This window comes from Oceanobacillus sp. FSL K6-0127 (assembly GCF_037983385.1).
Taxonomy (GTDB): domain Bacteria; phylum Bacillota; class Bacilli; order Bacillales; family Amphibacillaceae; genus Oceanobacillus; species Oceanobacillus profundus.
On record NZ_CP150287.1, the window covers coordinates 2,425,855 to 2,444,909 of the forward strand.

19 protein-coding genes are annotated in these 19,055 nt (G+C 38.0%); 15 read left to right on the forward strand and 4 right to left on the reverse strand.

The window, feature by feature from the left end; translation table 11 throughout:
• Positions 1 to 92 precede the first annotated feature (92 nt).
• The 5 genes from ezrA to MHH64_RS12025 all read left to right on the forward strand — a co-directional run bounded on the left by ezrA (position 93) and on the right by MHH64_RS12025 (position 6,373).
• Positions 93 to 1,790, forward strand: coding sequence for a septation ring formation regulator EzrA (ezrA, locus tag MHH64_RS12005; RefSeq protein ID WP_340001831.1), 1,698 nt, complete (start codon positions 93 to 95; stop codon positions 1,788 to 1,790).
• Positions 1,791 to 1,904: 114 nt separating this feature from the next.
• On the forward strand, positions 1,905 to 3,044 hold the full coding sequence (locus tag MHH64_RS12010; protein WP_340001832.1) for a cysteine desulfurase family protein: 1,140 nt from the start codon (positions 1,905 to 1,907) through the stop codon (positions 3,042 to 3,044).
• A gap of 7 nt (positions 3,045 to 3,051) precedes the next feature.
• A complete protein-coding gene (gene thiI, locus MHH64_RS12015; protein WP_095307355.1) occupies positions 3,052 to 4,254 on the forward strand; it encodes a tRNA uracil 4-sulfurtransferase ThiI in 1,203 nt (400 codons plus the stop codon).
• 149 nt (positions 4,255 to 4,403) lie between these two features.
• Positions 4,404 to 4,601, forward strand: coding sequence for an alpha/beta-type small acid-soluble spore protein (locus MHH64_RS12020; RefSeq protein WP_095307354.1), 198 nt, complete (start codon positions 4,404 to 4,406; stop codon positions 4,599 to 4,601).
• Between the two features lie 182 nt (positions 4,602 to 4,783).
• Positions 4,784 to 6,373: an amidohydrolase gene (locus MHH64_RS12025; RefSeq protein ID WP_095307353.1), complete on the forward strand. Its 1,590-nt coding sequence runs from the start codon at positions 4,784 to 4,786 to the stop codon at positions 6,371 to 6,373.
• Positions 6,374 to 6,423: 50 nt separating this feature from the next.
• On the opposite strand, the gene MHH64_RS12030 is transcribed toward MHH64_RS12025, so the two are convergent.
• The gene (locus MHH64_RS12030; protein WP_340001833.1) at positions 6,424 to 7,224 is read right to left on the reverse strand and encodes an NAD kinase; all 801 of its coding nucleotides are present in this window, start codon (positions 7,222 to 7,224) and stop codon (positions 6,424 to 6,426) included.
• A gap of 143 nt (positions 7,225 to 7,367) precedes the next feature.
• Between MHH64_RS12030 and MHH64_RS12035 the strand changes: the two genes are divergently transcribed.
• The 5 genes from MHH64_RS12035 (at position 7,368) to MHH64_RS12055 (ending at position 11,601) form a co-directional block, all read left to right on the forward strand.
• Positions 7,368 to 7,964, forward strand: coding sequence for a DUF2953 domain-containing protein (locus tag MHH64_RS12035; RefSeq protein ID WP_340001834.1), 597 nt, complete (start codon positions 7,368 to 7,370; stop codon positions 7,962 to 7,964).
• On the forward strand, positions 7,964 to 8,434 hold the full coding sequence (gene ytfJ / locus MHH64_RS12040) for a GerW family sporulation protein (RefSeq protein WP_095307349.1): 471 nt from the start codon (positions 7,964 to 7,966) through the stop codon (positions 8,432 to 8,434). Before MHH64_RS12035 ends, ytfJ begins: the two co-directional genes overlap by 1 nt.
• A 150-nt stretch (positions 8,435 to 8,584) precedes the next feature.
• Entirely contained in the window at positions 8,585 to 9,085 is a 501-nt protein-coding gene (tpx, locus tag MHH64_RS12045; protein ID WP_303447426.1) for a thiol peroxidase, read from the forward strand.
• Between the two features lie 254 nt (positions 9,086 to 9,339).
• Complete coding sequence (locus tag MHH64_RS12050; RefSeq protein WP_340001835.1) at positions 9,340 to 10,323, forward strand: class I SAM-dependent methyltransferase; 984 nt, start codon at positions 9,340 to 9,342, stop codon at positions 10,321 to 10,323.
• Between the two features lie 93 nt (positions 10,324 to 10,416).
• Positions 10,417 to 11,601, forward strand: a complete 1,185-nt coding sequence (locus MHH64_RS12055) for an acetate kinase (protein WP_118889045.1) — start codon at positions 10,417 to 10,419, stop codon at positions 11,599 to 11,601.
• A gap of 206 nt (positions 11,602 to 11,807) precedes the next feature.
• Here MHH64_RS12055 and MHH64_RS12060 read toward each other — a convergent pair whose 3' ends face one another.
• Complete coding sequence (locus MHH64_RS12060) at positions 11,808 to 12,236, reverse strand: universal stress protein (RefSeq protein WP_095307345.1); 429 nt, start codon at positions 12,234 to 12,236, stop codon at positions 11,808 to 11,810.
• A 136-nt stretch (positions 12,237 to 12,372) separates the two neighbouring features.
• Here MHH64_RS12060 and MHH64_RS12065 point away from each other — a divergent pair, with 136 nt between their 5' ends.
• Positions 12,373 to 12,531: a hypothetical protein gene (locus MHH64_RS12065; RefSeq protein ID WP_168927288.1), complete on the forward strand. Its 159-nt coding sequence runs from the start codon at positions 12,373 to 12,375 to the stop codon at positions 12,529 to 12,531.
• Positions 12,532 to 12,727: 196 nt separating this feature from the next.
• Positions 12,728 to 13,849 (forward strand): alanine dehydrogenase, encoded by a 1,122-nt coding sequence (gene ald, locus MHH64_RS12070; RefSeq protein WP_095307343.1) that lies wholly within the window; start codon positions 12,728 to 12,730, stop codon positions 13,847 to 13,849.
• A gap of 236 nt (positions 13,850 to 14,085) precedes the next feature.
• Here the strand turns inward: ald and MHH64_RS12075 are convergent, their stop codons facing one another.
• The gene (locus tag MHH64_RS12075) at positions 14,086 to 15,183 is read right to left on the reverse strand and encodes a Xaa-Pro peptidase family protein (RefSeq protein ID WP_340001836.1); all 1,098 of its coding nucleotides are present in this window, start codon (positions 15,181 to 15,183) and stop codon (positions 14,086 to 14,088) included.
• Positions 15,184 to 15,451: 268 nt separating this feature from the next.
• Between MHH64_RS12075 and MHH64_RS12080 the strand changes: the two genes are divergently transcribed.
• Positions 15,452 to 16,117 (forward strand): PspA/IM30 family protein, encoded by a 666-nt coding sequence (locus MHH64_RS12080; protein WP_095307341.1) that lies wholly within the window; start codon positions 15,452 to 15,454, stop codon positions 16,115 to 16,117.
• Positions 16,118 to 16,452: 335 nt separating this feature from the next.
• Positions 16,453 to 17,133, forward strand: coding sequence for a metal-dependent hydrolase (locus tag MHH64_RS12085; RefSeq protein WP_095307340.1), 681 nt, complete (start codon positions 16,453 to 16,455; stop codon positions 17,131 to 17,133).
• A 146-nt stretch (positions 17,134 to 17,279) separates the two neighbouring features.
• Here the strand turns inward: MHH64_RS12085 and MHH64_RS12090 are convergent, their stop codons facing one another.
• A complete protein-coding gene (locus tag MHH64_RS12090) occupies positions 17,280 to 18,110 on the reverse strand; it encodes an STAS domain-containing protein (RefSeq protein ID WP_095307339.1) in 831 nt (276 codons plus the stop codon).
• A 180-nt stretch (positions 18,111 to 18,290) separates the two neighbouring features.
• Between MHH64_RS12090 and MHH64_RS12095 the strand changes: the two genes are divergently transcribed.
• Complete coding sequence (locus MHH64_RS12095; RefSeq protein ID WP_095307338.1) at positions 18,291 to 19,052, forward strand: A24 family peptidase; 762 nt, start codon at positions 18,291 to 18,293, stop codon at positions 19,050 to 19,052.
• Positions 19,053 to 19,055 lie beyond the last annotated feature (3 nt).

Genomic DNA, 19,055 nt, shown 5'->3' on the forward strand with positions numbered 1-19,055 from the left:
TAAAAAAATAAGACCATTTATAAGTGATTTTTTTATAGAAATAGAACTTTTGACAGGGAAACCTCTTATTGAAACTGGTTGGGAGGCATAGTATGGGGTACATCATCGGAGCGATTTTGGCAATCATCGTATTAATTATCATTGGACTTATTTACCGGAAACGAATTTATGACAGGGTGGATCAATTAGAGAGCTGGAAGATGGATATTATGGAGAGAAATGTCGCATCCCAGCTGAGTAAAATTAAGAAGCTTAATTTATCCGGAGAAACGCAAGAGAAATTCGAATCATGGAAAGAGCGTTGGGAATACATCATTACAAAAGAACTTCCAAACATAGAAGAACATTTATTTGATGCGGAAGAAGCGGCTGATCGATTCCTTATCAAGAAGGCAAATGCGGTCTTGAGTAAATTGGAAGAGACACTTCAAGGAATAGAAAAAAGCATTGAAAGTATTTTAGGTGAGTTGGATGAATGGCTTAAAACCGAGGAATTAAGCAGGCAGGAAGTTGCTGATTTAACACCAGTGTTGAAGGCGTTACGGAAGAAACTCTCACAAAGTCGCTATCTCTATGGAAAAGCAGAGCTTCAGTTTGATAATAAGCTGGATGAGCTAGAAGACAAATTAGCTTCTTATCATGAATTGGTTGAGGCTGGTGACTATATGGAAGCGAGCCAAATTGTTCAACATGTAAAAGTTGAACTAACCGAATTAGAAGGGATTCTGAATGAATTTCCAGCAATCTACAAAAAATGTAAACACGATCTTCCTTCTCAATTCGATAATTTACTTGCAGGGATTAAGGAAATGAAAGAAGACGGTTATCGAGTCGAGCATCTTTCCTTAGAAAAAGAAATCTATACATATCAGGAAAGAATTTCGGACGTGCTGGAGCAGCTGGAAGCTGGTGACATGTCTGAAGCAGATGACCTCATCTCGGAAAGTGAAGAGAGAATTAAAGAAATGTATGAGCTTTTGGAGAATGAAGCACATGCGAAAAATTATCTCGAAGCACATATTCCTGAATATGAAAATTCCCTCGAAGAGCTTGGAGCAACTTTCGACGCGACGAAAATCGAAGTGGAAGAAATAAAAAAAGCTTATTATGTTGAAAATAATGATTTAGAACGATTTTTATCAGTTGGTAAGACAATTGCCAAGTTGAGTGAACAATTACAAAAGCTATCTGATAACATGGAAGAAGAAGGAAAGACGCATACAGAGTTACGTGAGCAGGTAGAGGATGGCTTTAAAAAAATAACAGAACTAGAAGAGAAGCATAAAGAGTTTAAGAAAAGCATCCATAATTTGCGCAAAGATGAGATGGAAGCTAGAGAAAAGCTTGCTGAGATGCGAAATCAAATTACGTACCTGAATCGCCGGTTAAAGAAAAGCAATATTCCCGGTGTACCAAACTTTATTTGGTCAAGTATAGAGACGGCTGTTGCTAAAAACGGTAAAGTTATTGAAGCGTTAGAGAAGCAGCCATTGGACATGGCGGCTGTACAGCAAGCATTAACAGAAGCGCAAAGTTCCCTGGAGCAATCTGCAGAACAAGTAGAAATTATGTTAGATCAGGCATATTTAACAGAACAGGTTATTCAGTATGCAAACAGATACCGAAGCAAGAATCCAGAACTTGCTGCTAAACTGAAAGAAGCGGAGCGTCTTTTCCGTGCGTGTGAATATGAATTATCACTTGAAAATGCAGCAAAAGCTATTGAAGAAGTAGAGCCAGGTGCTTTGAAGCGAATCGAAGCAAACCAAACGGCTGTTAATAGCAAATAACAAAGGTATTCCGCATAAGCGAATGAGGGCTGTCTTTAAGAAACGTTATTCAGTTTCTTAGGTCAGCCTTCCCTTTTTGTTTTTGTACTATCTATAAATGAGGAGTTTAATGAAATGATTTATTTAGACAACAGCGCAACAACAAAACCACATCCATCCGTGCTGGAAAGCTTTCAGCAAGTATCCAGCACGTACTTTGCTAATCCTTCGTCGATACATCAATTAGGTGGAACTGCGGAGAAACTCCTTTTGACTGCGAAAAAACAAGCAGCAGACATAATTGGAATCGGTGTGGATGAGGTTGTTTTTACTTCTGGTGGAACCGAAGGGAATAACACAGCGGTAAAAGGGATTGCCCTCGAGCATCAAGGGAGAGGAAAGCATATTATCACATCTTCTATTGAACATCCTTCGATATATGAGACATGTCAAAGCTTGGAAACATTAGGGTTTGAAGTTACCTATTTACCAGTAGATGAAAACGGAGTTGTATCTGTAACAGAATTGGAAAAAGCAATTCGTAACGATACGATTTTAATAAGTATTATGCATGTCAATAATGAAACAGGCTCAATCCAACCTATAGAAAAAATAGGTGAAATTGCAAAGAAATATCCGAAGCTATTCTTCCATGTGGACGCTGTTCAAAGTATTGGCAAGGTTCCGCTCAAGTTAAAAAATAGTGGAATTGATATATGTACCTTTTCTGGTCATAAGATTCATGGTTTGAAAGGTACTGGTATGCTCTATATAAACAATCGCACCAAACTGTTCCCGCTCCTTCACGGGGGAAATCAAGAGTACTCCATAAGATCAGGAACGGAAAACCTCGCTGGTTCTGTTTCGTTTGTAAAAGCATTACGTATGATAAAAGAACGTGAAAAAAATGAACACCATCATTTATTAAATATGAAAAACTACTTGTACGAAGAATTAAATGAGATGGATGGAGTAGAAGTAAACACTCCGGAACTTGCTGCAGCTCATATTATTAATATGTCTGTACCGGGTATTAAACCAGAAGTAATTATTCATATGCTTGGGGAACAGGAGATTTATATCTCGACGAAATCCGCTTGTTCATCTAAACTGAAGGATGAGAGTAAAGTATTAGCTGCTTGCGGTTATGGGCGTGAACGAACAACAACTGCATTACGCGTAAGCCTATCCTATGATAATACGATGGAAGAAATGAAGTTGTTCATTCAAGCACTAAGTAAAGCAATCAAACAATTTAAAGAAGCAATGGAGTAGATTATCTATGCAATATGATCATATATTAATTCGCTATGGTGAAATGTCATTAAAAGGTAAAAACATTAAGCAGTTTATTATTCGCTTGCAGGAAAATATTCAAGCGAAGCTAAAAGACTTTCCAAATGTAAAAGTTAAACGAACTCAAGGAAGAATGTTCGTTCTTTTACATGGAGAAGATCCGAAACCAATTATGGACAAGCTTCAAAAGATATTTGGCATTCACAGCTTAAGCTTGGCCATTATGGTGGACAATGATTTAGAAAAAATTAAAGAAGCAGCATTGTACGCGTTGAAAGAGAATACAGATGTAAAAAAATTCAAAGTGTCTGTTAAACGTATTAATAAAGATTTCCCTGTACGCTCACAGGAGCTTAATCAAATTCTTGGTGGACATTTATTAAAAAACACAGAAGATATTCTTGTTGATGTTCACCAGCCTGATTTGGAAATAAAGGTGGAAGTTCGATTAGAAGCAACGTATATTACTTCCAGTGTAATTCCTGGTCTAGGAGGGCTGCCTGTTGGAACATCAGGAAAATCACTTTTGCTTCTTTCGGGTGGAATTGATAGTCCGGTTGCAGGCTATCTAGCGATGAAGCGTGGTGTACAACTAGAAGCAATTCATTTTCACTCTCCACCTTTTACGAGTGAACGTGCGAAGCAAAAGGTATTGGATCTGGCAAAACAGCTGACGAAATATGGAAAAGCGATTAAAATTCATATCGTACCGTTTACGAAACTGCAGCAAGAGATTTTCCGTGAGATGCCTGACGAGTATGCGATGACCATCATGAGACGGATGATGTTCCGTATTAGTGAACGCGTATGCGAACAGGAGTCAATTCTATCACTGACAACAGGAGAAAACCTCGGCCAGGTAGCAAGTCAGACGATGGAGAGTATGCACGCAATAAACGAAGTAACGAATTATCCAATCATACGTCCGTTAGTTGCGATGGATAAGCTGGAAGTTATTTCGATTTCACAGGAGATTGGAACATACGAAACCTCAATACTGCCATATGAGGATTGTTGTACGATTTTTGTACCAAAGTCTCCAAAAACAAAACCGAAGCGGGTAAAGATCAATCATTATGAATCAAAGCATGATTTTGCAGCATCGATTGAAGAAGCAATTGAAAATATCGAGACCATAACGGTTTACGACAAAAAGGATATCGAAGAGTCCTTTAGTGATTTGTTTTAGTGTGTGTTCTCGATGTGTCATTTTCACCGGAATTTTGAACAACCGCTTTTAACAAATATTAGACAAAACTAACAGGAAATACCAATTTTATTTCTGCATGTTTTCCCTCCAGGTGACACATTCTATAAGTACCAAGGAGGTGAACTAACATGGCGACAAACAATTCAAACCAATTAGTAGTTCCTGGTGTTCAACAAGCACTAGATCAAATGAAGTATGAAATTGCTCAAGAATTTGGTGTACAACTTGGTCCAGACACAACTTCTCGTGCTAACGGTTCTGTTGGTGGAGAAATTACGAAACGTCTAGTTTCAATGGCTGAACAACAGTTTGGTGGTATGCAATAACAATAATTAAATAAAATTGGCTGGAGCTACTCTTGAATTCAAGGGTAGCTCTTTAGTATTATTCGAGGCTAACATTTTTAGGCATTTCTAAACTTGCAAGCAAAAAATGTTGCTTGCATTTTCCACTACCAATGCGTAGAGTTTTAAATAATCGAATACTTTACAGATCTAGGGGGAAAAACATGGGAGTGTTATGGTTTGGTGGACAGATTTATACGTTGGAAAATGAAGGTGAAGCTGTTGATGCAGTCTATACTGAAAAAGATGCAATTAAGGCAGTTGGTACATATGAATCGATACACAAGCAATTTGATAAACAAATTGAGCATGAAATAAATCTTCAAGGTAAAACGATGCTTCCTGGATTTGTTGATAGTCATCTGCATATCATTGGTCATGGTGAAAAGCTATTACGCCTGGATTTATCACAAATGAAGTCAGCAAGTGATGTCAAAGCTGCATTAAAGGGAAGAGTAGCGCAGCTGGCCGAGGGAGAATGGCTAATAGGAGAAGGGTGGAATGAAAATCAATGGGATGATCCAGTAATCATTCATAAATCAGAACTCGATGCAATCTGCCCAGATAACCCAATGATGCTTACTCGTGTTTGCAGACATGCATTGCTCGCTAATTCCAAGGCGATGGAGCTAGCTGGTGTTGATAATACAACCCCAGATCCAGATAGCGGAATAATAGTACGAGACGAACAAGGGGAGGCTACAGGATACTTTCATGATGCCGCACAAGACATCATAAAAGGAATGATGCCGGAAGTAACGGGGAGCTATTTAGAAAATGTAATTAAAATAGCGGTAAATGATCTCGTATCAAAAGGATTGGTTGGTGGCCATACGGAAGACCTTTTTTATTATGGAGGTTTCAAAAAAACTCTGGACGCATATTATCGTGCAATACACACTTCTAATAAATTTAAGGCGCATTTGCTTGTTCATCATGAAGTGATGGACGAATTATTTGCAGCAAATCTAGGTTTTAGGAGCGGAACTGAGTATGTTGAACTCGGAGCCATTAAGATTTTCTCTGATGGGGCTCTCGGGGGAAGAACAGCATGGCTCAGCCAAAGCTACTGTGATGATCCAGAAAATAGGGGTGTGCCAATGCATACGAAGGCAGATCTGGAAGGACTTGTTGCAAAAGCAAGATCCCGTGACCTACCAGTTGCAATCCATGCGATCGGTGATCAGGCACTAGAAGAGGTAATAGCTGTTATTGAAAAATATCCAATACAAGGGGAAAAGCGAGATCGGATTATTCATGGGCAAATTTTAAATGAATCCACATTGCAAAGGCTTAAATGTCTTCCGGTAGTGGTTGATATCCAGCCGACATTTGTTGCCTCCGATTTTCCATGGGTTATTGAACGAATTGGGTATCAACGTCTTCCACTTGCCTATGCTTGGAAAACATTACTCGATAATCACATAAGGTGTGCAGGTGGTTCAGATGCACCTGTAGAGCAGGTAGATCCCTTGCTTGGTATAGAAGCAGCAGTACGGCGTCAGTCTACATTTGATGGGAATATATACAACGGCGCTGAACAAATATCAGTCTTTGAGGCAGTACATCTATATACAACCGGCAGTTCATATGCTATCGGAAGGGAATCATCAAGAGGATTTATTAAAGAAAATTACAAAGCAGATTTCACTATTTTAGAAGAAGATATTTTTCAAGTAAAAGAAGATCAGATTCATGCGATTCAAATTGCGATGACAGTTATTGATGGGGACATTGTTTACAGTCGTATGTAGCATATCCAAAAATCCTTCTCGGGAGATAACGAGAAGGATTTTTTAAGCTTTTATAAAAATGTTCGTTTTACGCGATCCCAATAAGAGTTATTTTTCAATTTTACGGTTTTGATGACGCAATCGTCCATCGTAACCTGAATATTATCGATTTGACGAATTGGATGTGCTTCATTATCGAGACTAATAATTGGATAATCATTTCCTGTTTGAAGTACATTAAGTCTTAAATGACGATTCTTATTTAAAATGAATGAGGAACCAAGTGTACGATACTGATTATTATTCAATGACGCAACTTCAGAAATTTGAAAGCATGCTGTTAATGGGTCAATAACGGCACCGTTGGCAGATTTCGTGTAGCCGGTGCTGCCAGTAGGTGTAGCGACAACTAGACCATCACCACGGAATGTTTCAAAATGGTTTCCATCAATTTCTACATCCATTACGATTGTTTTTACAATTGTCGAACGAATGGTTACCTCGTTAAGACAATAAAAGGAATTGCCATCATTAATCTGTGCTTTAATAATCGGAAATCGTCGTACCTCTAATTCATCATGTTGAAGGGAATGGAGCATCTGATCAAAGTTATCAATGTTGAAATCACAATATAACCCAGATTGCCCTTCACGCGTGATTCCAGTATAGAGACAGTCCTGTCTGAAGCCTGTTTTTCTCACAGCTTGCAGGAACGCACCATCACCGCCAACGCTCACGATAAGATTGGCATCCTTGTGGTTATCAACGATAGTGAATCCGTTTTCAATAGCTAAATTTTGTAAGGTTTCAACTTTATCATCTGTTTCTCCGTCTCTATTATAATAAAAAAACATGTTTCTGCGATTGTCCATTACTAAACCCTCCAATTGCTACCATTTTCTTTATCATAGCACTCCTTTTTTTAATATCCTAATAATCAGGCATTAAAACGTTTAAAAATATTGTAAATGCTACAGACTAGTGACAAAAGATTGTGTAAGAAAGTTGGCACGATATGCTGCTTATCATTTTACTGGTAATTATTCTGTTTTTATGGCTAATATTCCTATCTCATGTTTACATTTCCATGCAGTACATTTATGACCAGACGAAACAGTATGTTACTGTTTCTGTATTTATTTTGCGAATCAGATTGTATAAAAAATACTACGATCTCTCCAACATCAATGAAAAATCGAATACAAGCAGTGAAACTGATTTGAATTTCTTTTCAGGAAGAATAAAATCGTATCATCAAAAACTTCAAAAGGTTGATCAGCTTTTAAATACTGTTCTAAAGCCAATTTGCTTGCGTCATTTTACATGGAGTACAGTTGGGGGTACCGGAGATGCAGCTCTTACCGGCATCATGATTGGGGGGATATGGACAATTAAAAATACTGTGAGTCTCTATTTAATAAACAAATTACAATTGAAATGTAAGCCAATTATTCATGTTGAACCTAATTTTCAACATCGATTTTTATATACAAATCTAGATTGTATGTTATCGATGCGTTTAGGGAAAGCTATGTACGTTTTTACAAAGCGGAAGAAGTATCTTCAATTGATGAAGGAAGCTTTACAAGCTGATAAAGGAGGAAATGAATAATGGAAGAGCATCCAATACAAGGTTTAATGACAACCGCCATGGAGAATCTACAGAAAATGGTGGAAGTAAATACGATTATCGGAGACCCAGTTAAGTCGTTGGATGGGAGTTTGATAATCCCTGTATCGAAAGTAGGTTTCGGTTTTGCTGCTGGAGGTAGCGAATTTAGCCCGAATCAATCTAATGGTGACGCAGAGGCTACGCTGCCGTTTGGAGGTGGAAGTGGGGGAGGAGTTTCAATTACTCCAGTCGCCTTCTTAATTGTTAACGAGAAAGGCATTAAAATGGTTCATATGGATCAGCATATTCAACTGTACGAAAAGATGATAGACTTTGCTCCTCAAGTAGTTGATAAGGTGCAACAGTTCATGAAAGAATCTGCTAGTTCAAAAAAAGATAATAATAAAGAGGAAAAAGCAAAACAAAAAGATGAGCGACATGGGGATGGCCCGCTTCAATTTGATATCTAGAATAGGTTTTATCTCAAACTATTTTGGGTAATTGTATGATGAATGCCTCGTTCACATAAATTTAACAGTTTTTCAGCTCGAATTATTGGACAGGCAAAGTGGTTATCTTCATAATAATGGTAGGTTTAAATAAAGGGAGGAATACAAACGATGGTAAATGTTACTTTTAAGCAGGAGCCTGTTACGTTAGTTGGGACTGAGGTTAAAGTAGGAGATAAAGCTCCTGATTTTAAAGTGTTATCCAATGATTTAAAAGAGGTTACGTTAAAGGATTATAGTGGAAAAGTAAAATTAATCAGTGTTGTTCCTTCTATTGATACTGGCGTTTGCTCCGAGCAGACAAGACGCTTTAATGAAGAGGCAGATAAGTTAGATAATGTTGTTGTCTTAACGATTAGCATGGATCTGCCATTTGCTCAAAGTCGCTGGTGTGCTGCTAACGGAATTAAGAAAGTTGACACACTATCAGATCATCGCGATGCAGATTTTGGCCAAAATTACGGTGTATTAATGAAGGAATTGCGACTGCTTGCAAGAGCAATCTTTGTCGTTGATTCCAATGATGATGTCAGACATGTAGAATACGTTGAGGAAGTATCTACACACCCTGACTACGAAGCAGCATTGAAAGCTGCTGGTGAAGCAGAATAAGGAAAGAAAAATCTCTCCCGTTTTACGAGGAGAGATTTTCCTGGTAAAGGCTTGCTCAACAGTTCACCAAATAGTCTTTTTTTTAGAAGGATAAAAAGTAACAGTGAGATTTTTTACATAAAAGCAATGGGGGTCAGCCCCTATGTTATTTTAAATTTTGAGGTTTTTTAAGACTGATTACAATTTAGTTTACATGTTGTTGTATAATTTGTTACACTGGAAAAGTTGTGAAAGAATAGAATGGGGGATAGTTCATGGAAAAATCAAGTGTCGAAACATTATTCGGCTGGTTGGATGAAACAACGACAATCATTCAGCAGCACCTGAATGAACCGTATCTCGATAGCCTAACAGTTGCGATGGAATACTTATTTTATGAAGGTGCACCTGAAGACATGGACGATATTTTAAATCGAAAATTACATAGCGCTTTAGCAAACATAGATTTTCATTCTTTTGAAGTTGAAGATATCCGTAAGGCAGTTCAACTCGTAATCTTAAAAGGAATGAAAGACGCAACGCAAGAGCAACATGTGATGACACCAGAGTCAGTCGGGTTAATTGTAGGGTATCTTGCCGGCAAGCTCATAAAAGATAAAGAAGAGCTGCGTATTTTTGATCCGGCTAGTGGAACGGCTAATTTACTGACAACTGTTCTTGGTCAGCTCAAGCAAAATGTAAAAGCTTATGCTAGTGAAGTTGATCCAACCTTAATTCAGTTATCTGTTATTAATGCGAACCTACAGAAAAAGGAAATTGAGTTTTTTCATCAGGACAGCTTAAGACCATTCCTGATTGATCCAGTCGACTTAATTGTTGCCGATTTGCCAATTGGATACTATCCAGACGATATCGTAGCGAATGAGTACCAGTTAAAAGCAGATACTGGTCATTCTTACGCACATCACTTGTTTATCGAGCAAAGTTTGCGTTATACAAAAGAGGCGGGTTATCTGATTCTAGTCATCCCTGAATTTCTTTTTGACAGTGACCAATCAGATAAGCTGCATGCATATCTTCAAGAACATGCTCATATAATTGGGGTTATTCGCTTACCTGAATCAGCATTTAAATCAGAAAAGAATGCAAAGAGCATTCTCTTGTTGCAGAGAAAATCCGCAACAACAAGTGCGCCAAAACAGCCGCTACTTGTACAAATGCCATCTTTTAAGAATGCAAATGCGACAGCAGACATCCTAGGCCAAATGAACAGATGGTTTGAAAATTACCAAGCATAAATGGACTGTAAAAGCCCCAACCTCTAAGTGTGGGGAGAGGGATCCCGTCAAATGATTTCACTTTATCAACATTAATTTTAGGAGTTGACAGCAATGAGTAATGTATTAGCAATTAATGCAGGTAGTTCTTCATTAAAATTTCAATTGATAAAAATGCCAGAAGAAGTGGTTACGGCGATCGGATTAGTTGAACGAATTGGAATGAGTGATTCAATTTTTACAATTGAAGTAGATGGAAATAAGAATAAAACAGTAATCGATATTCCAGATCATGGTGTTGCTGTTAAGATGCTATTGGATTCTCTGATTTCTACTGGTGTGATTCAATCATTTGATGAGATTAATGCTGTTGGACATCGAGTTGTACATGGTGGGGAATTTTTCAGTGATTCTGTATTGATTACAGATGAAGTTATTGCAAAAATTGAAGAAACATCTGAGCTTGCACCATTGCATAATCCTGCGAATTTAACAGGAATTCATGCATTTAAAGAAATTTTACCGAACATACCAATGGTTGCTGTATTTGATACGGCTTTTCATCAAACAATGCCGAAATCTTCTTATTTATATAGTTTGCCACGTGAATATTATGAGGATTTTGGTATTCGCAAATATGGTTTCCATGGCACCTCACATAAGTATGTTTCGGAACGTGCAGCTGAATTAATGGATGTTCCACTTGATAATTTACGTTTGATTTCCTGCCATATTGGAAATGGAGCAAGTATTACAGCGATCAAAGATGGTAAGTCATTGGATACCTCCATGGGCTTCACTCCACTTGCTGGTGTAACAATGGGTACCCGCTCTGGTAACATTGACCCTGCGCTTATTCCGTATATTATGGACAAGACTGGTAAGACGGCCGATGAAGTTATTAATGTGTTAAACAAAAAAAGCGGAATGCTTGCATTGTCTGGATTCTCCAGTGACTTACGCGATATCGAAGAAAAGTCAGATACGGATCCACGTGCAGAGCTAGCATTGAAGGTTTTCGCAGACCGTATTCATAAATATATCGGTTCTTATGCTGCAAAAATGAACGGGGTAGACGCAATTATCTTTACTGCCGGTGTAGGAGAAAATAGTACAACCATTCGTGAGCAAATCCTAACTGGATTAGAGTTCATGGGAATCTATTGGGATCCTAAACTCAACGATGTTCGTGGGAAAGAGCAATTTATCAATTACCCACATTCACCAGTAAAGGTTATTATTATTCCAACCAATGAAGAAATAATGATTGCGAGAGATACCGTACGTTTAAGCAAATAAACCATTGAGGGCTTTGTCAAACTATTTATGACAGGTCCTTTTTACTCTCGATGAAATTGAGTATAAATCTGTCGGAACTTGAACACAATTACTATGAAAATAAATAAACATAGATATGGAAAAATAAAGCGCCTTGGGTTACCCCAAAGCGCTTTGTTTACGTCCAATCCAACAACTAGCGAGACTCTTCCCTTCCCCGCGCGTTATTATCTTACTACTAAAACATCACAGGATGCATATCTCGTAATGCTTTCAGATACACTTCCAATTAGAAAGCGCTCAACTGCATTCATACCAGTCGCACCACAAATAATTAAATCAGCATTAAAATTTTCAGCGATATCTTTCGCAATTTTTACTTTAGGAGAACCGTATTCCACACACCTAATTAAGTCAGTTAGTCCAGCAGCATTTGCATTCGCAACATATGCGTCGAGTAATTCCTTTGCATATTCCTCTGCTCGCTCTGATAATGTACGATCATATGCCTCTGCTGTTGCAAAACTACGGGAATCAACTACATGTGCAAGGATAAGACGAGCATTGTTACGTTTTGCGATATCTAATGATTTCTGAAACGCCTTTTCAGCAGCTTCTGATCCATCAACGGCAACAATTATATTATTATATTCCATAATTTATCTCTCCCTTCTATACTTAGTATATACCCAGATTTAGCTGAATGTAAGCGTGGTAATAGTAATTTGGTAATAAAAGTTATGCGGTTGTTACAGATTTTAGAACATACTATACCTATGGAGGTGAAATGCGATGTCGAAAAAGGCAGGGAAACATGAAAAGCTTTTTGAAGATAACGAAGGAGTTGCCGCTGTTCAGAACCAATTAAATGAAAGTTATCAAAGTGGTGTTATTGAAGACCAACTGCATAATAATAAAGGGATCTACACATTTAATAATCAAAAGAAGTAATAAAGGCTAACAACTGAAGATGTTTAAAAAGTCTGGTTCATCATCGTTCTTTTTGAACTCGCACTGATAGGGGAGAACGGTGAATTATCGATTCTCCCTATTAATCGGTGCTTTTTATACATGCATTTGATACAATTAGATTAGTGATTTGTTTGGATAATTTTGACTACATATAAAAGCATAAGGGGGGGTAATCATGAAAATTGGAATACCAAAAGAATTGATGAACAATGAAAATAGGGTAGCTATGGCGCCATCCGGAGTTCTCACTTTAAAAAATGCTGGACATGAAGTCTATGTTGAAACGTCAGCTGGGATGGGGTCAGGCTTTACAGACGAAGAGTATGTTGCAGCTGGTGCAGTCATTGTGAACACTGCCAAGGAAGCTTGGTCTCAAGAAATGGTGATGAAAGTAAAGGAACCGCTCCAAGAGGAATTTGAATATTTCATTGAAGGACAAATTTTATTTACCTACCTTCATTTAGCAAATGAGCCTGAGGTAACGAAAGCGTTAATTGCTAAAAAAGTTGTGGGGGTTGCTTATGAAACGGTTCAGCTGCCGAACCGAACACTGCCACTATTAACTCCAATGAGTGAGGTGGCTGGAAGAATGGCAACGCAAATTGGTGCACAGTTCTTGGAAAAGTCTAAAGGTGGCAAAGGAATCATTTTATCCGGAATCCCTGGTGTTAGTCGCGGTAAGGTTACCATAATTGGTGGGGGCGTTGTTGGAACAAACGCGGCGAAAATTGCGATTGGATTGGGTGCTGAGGTTACAATTATTGATTTGAACCCAGATCGTTTACGGCAGCTTGATGATATCTTCGGTTCCTCAATCAATACGTTGATTTCAAATTCATTGAATGTACAAGAAGCTGTGAAAAAGTCAGATCTTGTAATAGGTTCGGTTTTAATTCCAGGCGCAAGAGCACCGAAGCTTGTAACAGAAGAAACCGTAAGTGAGATGGAAGCCGGCTCTGTTATTGTCGACGTTGCGATTGATCAAGGTGGTAATTTTGAAACAAGTGATCGAATTACTACACATGATAATCCAACATTTACAAAGCATGGTGTACTACACTATACCGTTGCCAATATGCCAGGAGCTGTACCGCGAACATCGACGATTGGGTTAACGAATGTTACCGTACCATATGCATTGCAATTAGCAAATAAAGGGGTTAAGCGTGCAAGTCTAGAAAATGAAGCACTTTTAAAAGGGATTAATACTATAGATGGTTTTGTAGCGTATGAAGCAGTTGCAGAAGCACATAACTTAGCATACGAAGATGCTCGTGTATTGCTGCAAAAAAAATAAGAGCAATAGGCTCTTAAGTCAAGCGGCCGAACGCAGAGTTGATGGTGTCTCACCTCGTGGCACCATCATCCTGTATTCGCCATTTATGCTCCAAACGCAGAACATGGAACCGCACTTCTTCTCAATAGCGCCAAATCCAGAACTATGACACCATTCCACTTCAAAACAGCGCCAAAAACAAAATGATGAAGCTATTCTACAGCCCAATAGCTTCAACTGTCCCGACTACGTTTTACTTATTCAATAATTTGCAGCTCTTTTGGATAAGCGGTTAAGATATCCGGTCCTTTTTCTGTCATGAAAATCATATCTTCAATTCGTACACCACCAGAATTGGGAACGTAAATTCCTGGTTCAATTGTGTAGCACATACCAGATTTTAAGGATAGCTCATTATTGCTGTGCATGGATGGATATTCATGTGTTTCAATTCCTAGACCATGGCCAATTCGATGTGTAAAGTAATCACCGTAGCCAGCCTTCGTAATTGTCTCCCGTGCAGCTTGATCGATTTTTCCGACTGACGTATTCAATTTAGAAGCAGCAATGGCATCCAGTTCTGCAGCAAGCACGGTTTCATATATTTTTCGTTGCTCATCGCGAACGGATTTATAGGCTACCGTTCTTGTAATATCGGAGCAATAACCTTCAAAAATAACACCGAGATCAAATAGTACAAGGTCTCCTGGTGCAACCTTCGCGGATGCAGGTGTACCATGTGGAGAGGCCGTTTTTGCTCCAGTAAGTGCCATCGTTGTAAACGACATTTCTCGCACACCTTGTTTTTTGAGCTCATACTCTATTTTAGCAACAAGTTCAAGCTCAGTTATGCCTTCAGTAATTGCCTTTACACCAGTTTCAATCCCGAAGTCAGCAAGAGCCGCCGCTTGTTTTAATAAGGTATATTCCTTTTTATTTTTGATCACACGTAAGTTAGCCATGATTTCTTTTGCATCTACAATTGTGGTGTTCGGTAAAATTTGGCTTATTGCCTGTGACCGTTCCAATGTGATGTGATCATGCTCGATTGCCATTGATTTTGGAATCTTATTGTTTTTATTTAAGTAATCGGAAAATAGTTTCCATGGATCTTCGTGGTCGTAATAGCTGATCACAACACTAGACCAGCCAGCAGCTTTAGCGTCTTCCTCCTCCATCTTAGGCACGATCAGCACAGGATCAAGCTCCGCATTAACATATACACCAATCAAACGCTCATGTGGATCGGTATAATAATTGCTTAGATAATAGAAATTTGCTTTTGAAGTTATCAGGGCACTATCGATTCCTTCACTTTTTAACTCTGCTAATAAATTACTTAATCGTTCATTCATTTTTGTTTCACCTCGAAAAATAGACTACTCTTAGTATAGCAATGTGTTCATCTGTGTTCAAATAAAGGAAGATTATAAATTAATTCCATATGATACTGAAACTTTTCATCGTTTTACTCGTATTACAAAGGGAAGAGAAGTGACAAGGCGTTGGTAGTAAGAGAGTCAATGTACAAATGCACCCTATTATGAACCTAGTGAATGCAAACTTCTCGAAAAAAATGATAAGATTGTTATAACAAGTATAAATTTAAAAGGAGGAAGACTCATGTTTAAATTTTTTAATCGAATCAAGACAGTCGTAAGCTCAGAATTAAATGCTATGCTTGATAAGGCTGAGGATCCAGTGAAAATGCTTGATCAATTTATGCGTGAAATGGCAGCAGATATTCAAGAAGTGGAAGCTGCGGTTGCCAAACAAATAGCAAGCGAAAAAATGCTAAAACGTAAAGCGAATGACGCTGAAGCAATGATTGAAAAACGCACGCAACAAGCAGAACAAGCAATTGAAGCAGATAATGATGACTTAGCCCGTCGTGCTTTGGAGGATAAAAAAGGCCATGAAGCAACATTCAAAACATTAAATGAGTCATGGGAACGTACAAGTAAAGATGTTGATGCATTAAAAGAAAAATTAACCGAAATGAAAAAAGAATATCAAGAAATGAAATTGAAAAAGGATACATTAAAAGCACGTGCAGAATCAGCGAAAACCAGAACAAAAATGAATCGTACCATGTCCTCAATTGGAAACGATGAATCAAAGCGTGGGTTTGAGAGAATGGAAGAGAAAGTAATGCAGTATGAGGCAGAAGCTGAAACATCAGAGGATTTAGCTCAATCTGCCCGTACGTTAGATGATGAATTCAAGGAGTTAGCAAACAATGACGTGGACGACGAGCTTGCAGCCTTGAAAGCAAAATTAGGGAAATAATATATAGTAGGGGAGCAGATTATTCTGCTCTTTTCTAATCGCTTAGGAAACTATAAAATTTGAATGCTGTGGATAACTTAGTTACCGGAACAGCCACGTCCAGCTCCAGCGCCCAACGACTAGCGAGACTTCCCTCACCTCCGTACGATAAGTCAACATCGGCTTCCTACGGTCGCCGTGTTTCCTTTATCTCCTACGGCTCAGTCCAGTCCGTACGTCGCTAAACGGGCGCTTGCGCTTTTGTTCTGGTGTAAGAAATGTATCAAAAGGGTAAAGGAAAAAGAGATACTCTTGTCGAATAATTAGAGTAAATGAATAAAAAAGGAGAGATATTTGTGAAGGTATCGTATCATGGACATTCTGTAGTACAAGTGGTTACAGATAGTCATACCATCTTAATTGATCCATTTATTTCAGGGAATGAAGCATGTGACCTTGATGCGAACACGGCAAAAGCTGATGTGATTTTGCTGACACACGGTCATAATGACCATGTGGGTGATACGTTTGAAATTGCTAAAAGAAATGACGCATTGGTCGTTGCTCCAAACGAGCTTGCTGTTTATCTAGGTACGAAAGGGTTGGTTACACACCCAATGCATATCGGGGGAGCGCGTGAATTTGACTTCGGCAAGGTAAAATTCACACAAGCTTTCCATGGCTCATCTTATACGGAAGAGGATGGAACCGTCATTTACGGTGGAATGCCAGCTGGAATATTGCTGACTATTGATGGGAAAACAATTTATCATGTTGGGGATACTGCGTTATTTACGGATCTAAAAATGTATGGCGAAATGCATTCCATTGATCTTGCATTTATACCAATTGGGGATAATTTCACAATGGGACCAGAAGACGCACTTGTTGCAGCGGACTGGATTAATGCCAAGATTTCCGTTCCAGTTCATTACAATACTTTCCCAGTTATTGATCAAGATGCGAAAGCGTGGGCTGAACAAGTGAAAACTGGTGAAGGACGCGCACTTAATATTGGTGATGTAATCGAATTATAAAAATATGAGTTTCATCGAGGAATACATGTGTTTATATGATTTCGGTTTATTTGGAGTACTAATAAGACCAAATAAACCGAGATCAATACCTCATAAAATGTTTGACAATAGCAAGTGCTGCGATTGAAGCATAAACAAACCGCAGTTCACTTCGAATTGACTACCAAATAATCATTCAAAGCATGTTGTAACGTTCCTTTTATTTCAATGTCCTTCTCGATGCCCCATCCTAACTGGATCATCTTATTGGCAAGTTGTGGACTTAAGCCTGTGAGAATTGATTTAGTGCCCATCAACGTTACCCCGTTTAATACCTTTTGAAAATTAGAAATCGTATATTCATCCATCTCAGGTATTCCAGAGAGATCCATAATTAATACTGATGCCCGTAGTCTTGATATTTCATTTAATATCTTTTCTTTAATAATATCCATGCGATAGGAATCAAAGCTACCAATCATCGGCAATATTGCTATCGAAGCACTAACTGGTATAATCGGAACGGATAGATGCTCAACTAAATTTCGCTGTGTCATAATTAATTCATCTTTATATTTAGAATAGCTAATAAAAAAATTATTTAAGAATTCATCAATTCCATCATTAATATTCTGTTCGAGTTCGTAAAAATCGGTAAGAGATTTAGAATTGCTGTTTAAAGGATTATTTTCACGGAGCAAATGCCATAAAGTACGTCTAAGTGCATGAATCCATTCTAATTTAAGTGCCAGGGTTAATGAATGTTTAGCCCAAGATATTCCTTCCACTTCGGCAAAATCGATGAGCTCCTCTCTTTTGTTTCCCGCAACGAAGAGGGCAATCTTTTCTGCATTTTTTAATAAATCGATATTTCCTTCTTCTAAAATAGAATTAATTTTCGTAGCTACATTACTTGCCTCTGATAATAGTAAAGACTGGAATTCTTCTCTATTATTTAAAATATATTTATCAATTTTACTAGTTGTTGTCACATTCATTACCTCCTGTTTCAGAGCGCTTTTTTATTCGATATTACTTGAAATCTCCTTCTCATACTCTAATTATATCATATTATACTAAGTGATTAATGGACTCATAAATCTGCAAAAAAGAGTTGTGATGCGTTTTATAATACAATTATACTAGTTCTATATTACTGATAATAGGGAGTTATATTCATGGAAATTCTATTGATTATTTTTTTCTTCATTCTAGGCACTACGCTAGGATCTTTTTATAATGTTGTTGGACTCCGATTACCGAATAAAGAATCTTTTTATAAAAAGGGTGATCGCTCGTATTGTCCTAATTGCAAGAAACAGTTAGCTTGGTGGGAGCTCATTCCCGTTCTTTCTTATATGGTGCAAGGTGGAAAATGCCGAGGCTGTAAACACAATATCTCCTTTATTTATCCGACCGGTGAGCTGCTAACTGGATTATTGTTTGCGCTAAGTTATATTAGATTTGGCTTAGAAGTGGAGTTATTTATGGGAGTTTCCTTTGTATCTATGCTTATGATTATTTTCATCTCTGACATAAGCTACATGCTTATCCCAAATAAGATATTACTGTTTTTCTTACCATTCTTTATTATCGTACGCATTATTCAGCCGTTAGATCCTTGGTGGTCTTCCGTTACAGGTGCCGTTACTGGATTCGGATTGATTTTTATTATTATTCTCCTATCAAGAGGTGGGATGGGAGCAGGAGATATGAAACTTTTTGGTGTTTTAGGACTTGTGTTAGGCTTTGAAAAAGTAATATTAGCTTTCTTCCTCGCTTGTTTGATTGGAGCGTTTGTAGGAATTGTCCTCATGGTGTTGAAAATTGTCAAACGTAAACAGCCAATCCCATTTGGTCCATTTATTGTCATTGCAGCATTAATTTCTTATTTCTTTGGAGATGCGATGGTTGCTTGGTATGTTAGCTTATTAATTTAATTA